Origin of the sequence: Luedemannella flava (assembly GCF_039528515.1) — a bacterium.
Taxonomy (GTDB): Bacteria; Actinomycetota; Actinomycetes; order Mycobacteriales; family Micromonosporaceae; genus Luedemannella; species Luedemannella flava.
The window spans coordinates 1-6,978 of record NZ_BAAALT010000265.1 but is presented as its reverse complement, the minus strand read 5'-3'; the positions used below and the strand labels follow the sequence as shown (position 1 = coordinate 6,978).

At 74.3% G+C, this 6,978-nt stretch carries 6 protein-coding genes and 1 pseudogene; 4 read left to right on the top strand and 3 right to left on the bottom strand.

Going from position 1 to position 6,978, the window contains the following annotated elements:
• From ABD211_RS29630 to ABD211_RS29620, 3 genes and pseudogenes are all read left to right on the top strand, one after another.
• Positions 1–337: pseudogene (locus tag ABD211_RS29630) on the top strand (hypothetical protein); the annotation flags it as partial.
• A gap of 13 nt (positions 338–350) precedes the next feature.
• On the top strand, positions 351–1,814 hold the full coding sequence (locus ABD211_RS29625) for an NADH-ubiquinone oxidoreductase-F iron-sulfur binding region domain-containing protein (protein WP_344138944.1): 1,464 nt from the start codon (positions 351–353) through the stop codon (positions 1,812–1,814).
• Between the two features lie 208 nt (positions 1,815–2,022).
• Entirely contained in the window at positions 2,023–3,975 is a 1,953-nt protein-coding gene (locus ABD211_RS29620) for a serine/threonine-protein kinase (protein WP_344138942.1), read from the top strand.
• Positions 3,976–4,029: 54 nt separating this feature from the next.
• Here ABD211_RS29620 and ABD211_RS29615 read toward each other — a convergent pair whose 3' ends face one another.
• Both ABD211_RS29615 and ABD211_RS29610 read right to left on the bottom strand, forming a co-directional pair.
• Positions 4,030–5,010 carry a pirin family protein gene (locus ABD211_RS29615; RefSeq protein ID WP_344138940.1) on the bottom strand — a complete coding sequence of 327 codons (981 nt, stop codon included), beginning with the start codon at positions 5,008–5,010 and terminating at the stop codon, positions 4,030–4,032.
• Positions 5,011–5,475: 465 nt separating this feature from the next.
• Entirely contained in the window at positions 5,476–6,201 is a 726-nt protein-coding gene (locus tag ABD211_RS29610) for a carbohydrate-binding protein (RefSeq protein WP_344138938.1), read from the bottom strand.
• A 130-nt stretch (positions 6,202–6,331) separates the two neighbouring features.
• Here ABD211_RS29610 and ABD211_RS29605 point away from each other — a divergent pair, with 130 nt between their 5' ends.
• On the top strand, positions 6,332–6,484 hold the full coding sequence (locus ABD211_RS29605; RefSeq protein ID WP_344138936.1) for a hypothetical protein: 153 nt from the start codon (positions 6,332–6,334) through the stop codon (positions 6,482–6,484).
• 4 nt (positions 6,485–6,488) lie between these two features.
• Here ABD211_RS29605 and ABD211_RS29600 read toward each other — a convergent pair whose 3' ends face one another.
• A complete protein-coding gene (locus tag ABD211_RS29600; RefSeq protein ID WP_344138934.1) occupies positions 6,489–6,872 on the bottom strand; it encodes a hypothetical protein in 384 nt (127 codons plus the stop codon).
• Positions 6,873–6,978: the final 106 nt, after the last annotated feature.

The window sequence follows — 6,978 nt, the reverse complement described above, 5'->3', positions numbered from 1 at the left end:
CGACCTGGCCCGCGCCGCGCGCAGCGGCGAGTGGGCCCGGGTGCCCACGGGCAACCACCAGCCGGTGTCCGGTCCCGCGTTCCAGGGGGCGCCCACGCCGACCCCGACGCCACGACCCATGCCGACGCCGAGCCCCATGTCGGCGCCCGGCGTGCGTCCCGTGTCGGGGCTCCCGCCCATCGCGCCCCGCCAGGGTCCCCGCGCGCCGCGGGCGACGTCCACCCCAGCGCCGCTGCCGAGCGCCAAGGTGTCGCGGCCGCGCCGGCGCGGTCGGGGCCGCGACGAGTCGGGCATCTCCGACGAGGCGTTCTGGGCGTTCATGAAGGGCAACGACTGATGGTGGGTCACCGGTGAGCGTGCCGCCGGTCCGCCACATCGGGCCCGCGCGCCTGACGGCGGGCCTGAACCGGCTGCCCCGCCTCGACTTCGCCACGCACCGCAACGTGCACGGCCCGCTCCCGCCGCTCAGCGTCGAGGACCTCGTCGTCCTCACCACCGAGATCAAGCTGACCGGCCGGGGCGGCGCGGGCTTCCCGTTCGCCACCAAGCTGCGCGCGGTCGCGCAGCAGGCCGCGCGGCGGCGCGCCGAGTGCCACGTGGTGGTGAACGCGACCGAGGGCGAGCCGGGCAGCTGGAAGGACAAGATGCTGCTCAGTCGCGTGCCGCACCTGATCCTCGACGGCGCGCTGCTCGCCGCGCACGCTCTGGGCGCCCGGTCCATCACCATCGGCGTCGCCGAGGGTGGGGCCGGCGCGGACTATCTGAGCCGGGCGCTCGCCGAGCGGCGCATGGCGGTGCCCACGAAGGTGGTCGTCCAGCCCGAGCGGTTCATCTCGGGGGAGAGCGGCGCGCTGGTCAACGGCGTCAACGGGCGCGCCCCGATCCCGCCGGGCCGCAAGGTGCTCGCCGCCGAGAGCGGCGTGGACGGCCGGCCCACGCTGCTGTCCAACGCGGAGACGTTCGCGCAGCTCGCGGTCGCCGCGCGCCTCGGCCCGGCCGGGTACGCCTCGGTCGGCATCCCGCAGGAGCCCGGCACCGTTCTGCTGTCCGTCGGCGGCTCGGCCGCGTTCCCGTCCGTCGTCGAGGTGCCCACCGGCGTACGCCTCATGGACGTGCTGCGGCTGTGCGGCGGGGTGATCGGCCCCGGCGTGCTGGTCGGCGGCTATCACGGCGCCTGGATCGGCCAGGACGCGGCCATGCGCGCCGAGGTCTCCCGGGCCGGGCTGAAGGCGGTCGGCGGCTCCCTGGGTGCCGGCATCGTGCTGCCGCTGGGGGAGGGCACCTGCCCGCTGGGCGAGGCCGCCCAGGTCGCGCAGTACCTCGCCGCCCAGTCCGCCGGCCAGTGCGGTCCCTGCCGCACAGGCCTGCCCGACGTCGCCGACGCCCTGGCCACGCTCGCGAACGGCATGGCCGGCGCGGACGCGGTCGCCGCGGTGCGCCGGGTGGCGGACGCGGTCAAGGGCCGCGGCGCGTGCGCACACCCCGACGGTACGGCCCGGTTCGTCATCTCGACGCTGGAGGCGTTCCCGGCGGACGTGGCCGCGCACACGCAGCGCGGCGGCTGTGGCAACGCGGTGCGCGGCATCCTGCCCGTGCCGCGCGCGGCGGCCGGCCGCAAACTCGCGGTCGACTGGGCCCGCTGCGACGGCCACGGCCTGTGCGCGAGCGTCGCGCCGGAGCTGATCCGCCTGGACGGCAACGGCTTCCCGGCCTTCGCCGACTCCGCCGTGCCCGAGTGGCTGGAGTCGTCCGCCCGGCGCGCGGTCCGCCGCTGCCCGGCCCTGGCCCTGCGCCTCGCGGCCCCGGCCCGCTGATTCGCCGCCATCCGCACCCGCGCGCTCCTGGCCCGGAGGCCCACGTCCGGCACCCGCCATCCACGATGCCGCATCGGCCCGCACCCGGGGCCGGTGCGGCGTCGGGTGCGTACATTGCTACGGATCAACAGGAATGAATAGGATGTCGAACGTGCATTTCGGACGACCCGCGGGCGACAGCGCGCCCCAAGTACGGCACAGTTAGCGCATGCCTGACATCCCGTCGCGCACGATCGCCGGCCGCTACCGCCTGACACGGCAGCTCGGCAGCGGCGGCATGGGCGTGGTCTGGCTGGCGCACGACGAGGTGCTGCACCGCGAGGTCGCGGTCAAGGAGGTCGTGCCGCCCGCCGGGCTGAGCGACGAGGAGAAGCTGGAGCTGCGGCGGCGCACCCTGCGCGAGGCGCGCGCGGCCGCCCGGCTCAACCACCCCAACGTCGTGCAGATCTACGACGTCATCCCCACCGAGCCGTGGCCGTGGATCGTCATGGAGTACGTGCCGTCCCGGTCGCTCTACAAGGTGCTGCACACCGACGGGCCGGTGGAGCCCCGGCAGGCCGCCGAGATCGGGCTCGCCATGCTGGGCGCGCTCGGCGCCGCGCACGCCGCCGGCGTCCTGCACCGCGACGTCAAGCCAGGCAACGTGCTGCTCAGCGAGGACGGTCGGGTCGTCCTGACCGACTTCGGCCTCGCCCACCTCGACAGCGGTGAGACCGCGCTGACCGTTCCGGGCCTCGTGGTCGGCACCGCGCTCTACTGCGCGCCCGAGCGGGCCAGGGACGGCACGTCCAGCCCGCAGAGCGACCTGTGGTCGCTGGGCGCGACGCTGCACGCGGCCGTCGAGGGCCGGTCGCCGTACGCGCGGCCCACCACGATGGCCACGCTCACGGCGCTCGCCGTCGAGCCGCCCGACCCGGCCCCGCACGCCGGCCCGCTGCGGCCGGTCATCGCCGGCCTGCTGCGTCGCGACCCGGACGCGCGGATGAAGCCCGCCGAGGCCGAGCGGCGCCTGCGGGCCGTCGTGGAGGGCAGCCGCCACCGCGGCTTCCGGCTCCCCCTGCCGCACCTGACCGAGCGCTCGACAGAGCTCGTCGCGCCCGCGACGCCCGAGAATGAGGCGCCGTCGGCGGAACTGCCCACCTCCCGATCCTCCCTCAGCGCCGTGGACCTGCGGGTCGGGCGGGGCCGGCTGCCGGCCGTGGCGAGTCTTTCGGCGGCGCTGCTGCTCATACCCGTACTCGTGTTGGCCTGGCAGACCCGCGACCGATCCGGCGGCGGGCAGACCACCGGGACCACCGCGGCGCCCGTCCCCGCGGTCATGTGGGACAACGGGCCGTGCGGGCGGGTCTTCGCCGCACCCCGCGCGACAGCGCCGCCGCCCGTCACGAAGGCGACCACGCCCGGGCCGTACACGATGCGGGCGGGCTGGGTGTGGCACCGGGAGCCGTCCGGGCTGCGGATCGCGGCCCCGGTCGGCGCGGTGTACGCGGCGCGGGAGGGCACCATCTGCTTCCGGGAGCGGCCGGGCGCCCGGGTCGTGGGCGTGGACACGGCGTGGCCGGCGGGCGACCTGCTCGCCACACTGCGCACCCGGGAGAAGGCCCTGGAGCAGGAGCTTCCGGGGTACTCGCGGGTCGGCCTGCGCCCGGCCAGCTACCTCGGCGGCGCGGCCGACCTGGAGTTCACCTTCGAATCGAGTACGGGCGACCGCCTGCACGGCCTGCTGCGGGCGTTCCACTACGGCGACGGCGGGGCCCGCACCGCCGCGATCATCTGGGTGACCCGCGACCTCGACTGGCTTGGCGACCAGGGCTTCCTGCGGACGGTCATGTTGAGCTTCCGGCCGCCTGAGCGCGACCAGGACCCCGCCGAACTGCAGGGCGGCTCGGTTGTTCCGCCGCAGCTCACCGGCACGCCGACGCCGACCCCCTCGCCCGCCGCGAACACCGGGATCGACGAAGGAGCGGTCGAGGCCGGCCTGCCGACGGACGAGCCCACCGAGGCCACCGAGGCGTCGGAGGGCACCGTCGACACCGGCAGCGGAAGCCAGAACGGCAACGGCAACGGCAACGGCTCGGGCAACGGCGCCGGAAACGGCGCCGGAAACGGCAACAACAACGGCACCGGCAACCCGGGGACCGGCCAGGGCAACCACCCGTGACCGACGGCGGGGCCGGACGGGCAGTTCCCGTCCGGCCCCGCCGAACGTGTCAGGTCAGGCGATCTCGCCCTCGGGTCCGCCGCCGTGCACGGCCGGGATGGAGCCCAGCCGGCCGGCCTGGTAGTCCTCGAAGGCCTGCATCAGCTCCGCGCGGGTGTTCATGACGAACGGCCCGTACGCCGCGACCGGCTCGCGGATCGGCCGCCCGCCGAGGATGAGGATGTCCATGCTCGGGCTGCGCGACTCCTGCGCGGGGTCGGCCGTCACGGTGATCGTGTCGCCCTCGCCGAAGACGGCGAGCTGTCCCATGTGGACCGGTCGGCCCTTGGGGCCGACAGTGCCCTTGCCGGACATGACGTAGACCAGCGCGTTGTACTCCGGCTGCCAGGGCAGCGTGAGCGACGCGCCCGCGGACAGCGTGGCGTGCACGAGCGAGATCGGTGTGTGCGTCACGCCCGGGCCGGGGTGCCCGGCCACCTCGCCCGCGATGACGCGCAGCAGCGCGCCGCCGTCGGGGGAGGAGAGCAGCGAGACCTTGCTGGCCCGGATGTCCTGGTAGCGCGGCTCGGTCATCTTCAGCGTGCGCGGCAGGTTGACCCACAGCTGGAAGCCGTGGAACAGGCCACCGCTGGCCACGAGCGCCTCTGGCGGCGTCTCGATATGCAACAGGCCGCTTCCAGCGGTCATCCATTGTGTATCACCGTTGGTGATCAGCCCGCCGCCGCCGTTGGAGTCGGAGTGCGCGAACTCGCCGTCGATCATGTAGGTGACGGTCTCGAAGCCCCGGTGCGGGTGCCACGGGGTGCCCTTCGGCTCGCCCGGCGCGTACTCCACCTCGCCCATCTGGTCCATGTGGATGAACGGATCGAGCAGCCGCAGATCGACGCCGGCGAAAGCGCGGCGGACCGGGAAGCCCTCGCCCTCGAAGCCGGTAGGCGCGGTGGTGAGGCTGACCACGGGACGGTCGCGGTCCACGGCCGGGTCGGTCGTCGGGGTGCGCGGCAGCGTCAGGGTGTCGGCGGTGACGGCTGGCATGGCTTCCTCCTGGGTGGTGACCCATCAAAAGTATCTGACGCGTCAACAACCTGCCAGCGGTCGTCTATTCCGCCGCTGGATATATGCGCCCAGTGAGGCACAAATCATCCCTCCGTGCCGACGCGGTGTGGAGATCACGAACTCGCGTGCGAACGTGCGGTTTGATCGCCCGCTGTTGACGCGTTCGGTTCCATGATCGTCAAAAGCGGTGCGAACACGTAGTCTCGACGACCGGACAAGCGACACATCGCCCCGCGCTTTCGCGGAAGATCGCCGTCTCGTGTGCCAGAGCGCGGCCCAGCCGCACTTCTGCGCAGCAACCGGAGATCTCGGTGCTAACGCGATGACCACAGATAGTTGCCAACGACCCCCGACGGTGGCACCCGAACCTCGTGATCGCGACGCGGGGCGGGAAACGCCGGCTCCCGCGTGACAGACCGCGATCTGCCGGCTTGGCGGGCGGGGTTACCGGGAGACCTTGATCTTGTCGATGTCCGGGGCGCGGCCGTGGTCGTTGAACAGCCGGATCGTGTTCCGCCCGGCGACCAGCCGCACCGTCGCGGTGACCGTGCCGGCCGACGCCTCGTCGCAGCGCACCGTCTCCGACGAGCCGGAGTTGACGGAGATCCGCAGGTCCCGGTCGCGGCTGGCGCGGTAGTGGACCGTCAGCGTGTAGTCGCCGTCGGCCGGCACCGAGATCCCGTCGAATGTCAGCCAGCCCGAGCGCCACTGGAACCCGTCGATGAAGCCGGACCCGAGCTGCCCGATCACCGCCCCGCCCGAGCAGCCACAGGTGAGCCGCAGCGCGATGCCGCCCAGGTCCCCCGCCTCCGCCTCCAGCGTCACGGCGAACGGCGCGGCCCGCGTCGTGGCCGCCGCCGACGCGCGCGCCGTCACGGTCGGCGTGGGGGAGGCGGCCGTGCGCCGCGAGGTTGTCGGGGCGGCGGTCCGCGTGGGCCGACCGGCCGTCGCGTGCACACCCGAGCGCGGGGACGGACTCACCGGGACCGACGGCGCCGCGGCGAGCGCGGCCGCCGTGCCGCGCAACGCCTGGTCCCGGCCGCGTGCCCCGTCCGGATCGACCACCAGGAGTACGAGCGTGAGCGCCGCGATGACAGCCGCCCCGCCGGCGAGGATCAGTCGCATCCGCTCGCCGGTCGTCCGCAGTCGCCACATCGCGAACCGTGCCATTCGTAGGAAGCTAGCGGTCGCGTGCCTGCCGCCCCTCCACCGTCGGGACCGCTCGGGGCGTCCACATGGGGGAGACTGGCCGGGCCACGCGGCGTTACAGTGACGCCAACGGACGAATCGGGAGGCCACCGTGACCGAGATCCTTGCTGACGTCGCGCCCGAGCCCGAGGGGGTCGCCGCCGAGGTGCTGGCGATCGGGGCCGGCGTGTTCGTCGCCGTCGCGATCGTGGTCGGCCTCGTCCTGTGGGTGAAGCGCACCGCGCGCGCGAAGCGCGACGCCTGAACCGTCAGTCGATGAGGCCCGCGACAGCGCCGGCCAGCACCGAGGCGCCGTTGACCCCGACGACCACCGTCGCGACGAGCGCGAGCTCCAGGCGGTCCGCCGGCGGACGCGCGGGTCGGCACCGGGCGAGCCCGCCCGCCACCACCTGGTATTCCACCCAGCACACGCCCGCCTCGGCCGCCAGCACGAGCCAGAGGTACCACGGCTGGCCGGTGAACAGCCGCAGCACGGACCAGAGGGCCAGGTGCGTGAGGATGTTGGCGACCAACGCCACCACCACGGCGGCGCGCCAGCGCACCGCGAAGAGTCCGGTCAGCGCCGCGACGTACAGGGGCACCTCGACGAGCAGGGTCAACCCGAACGCGGTGAGGTACGGCGGGAAGTGCACGCGATGACAGTAGGCGGAATGCCCGCACCGGCGCTGTCCGCGCCCGCGCTGCCGCTCGCGCGGCGGGCCGGGCCGCCGAGCGGGGTCGCGCTGGCGGCCGGGTTCG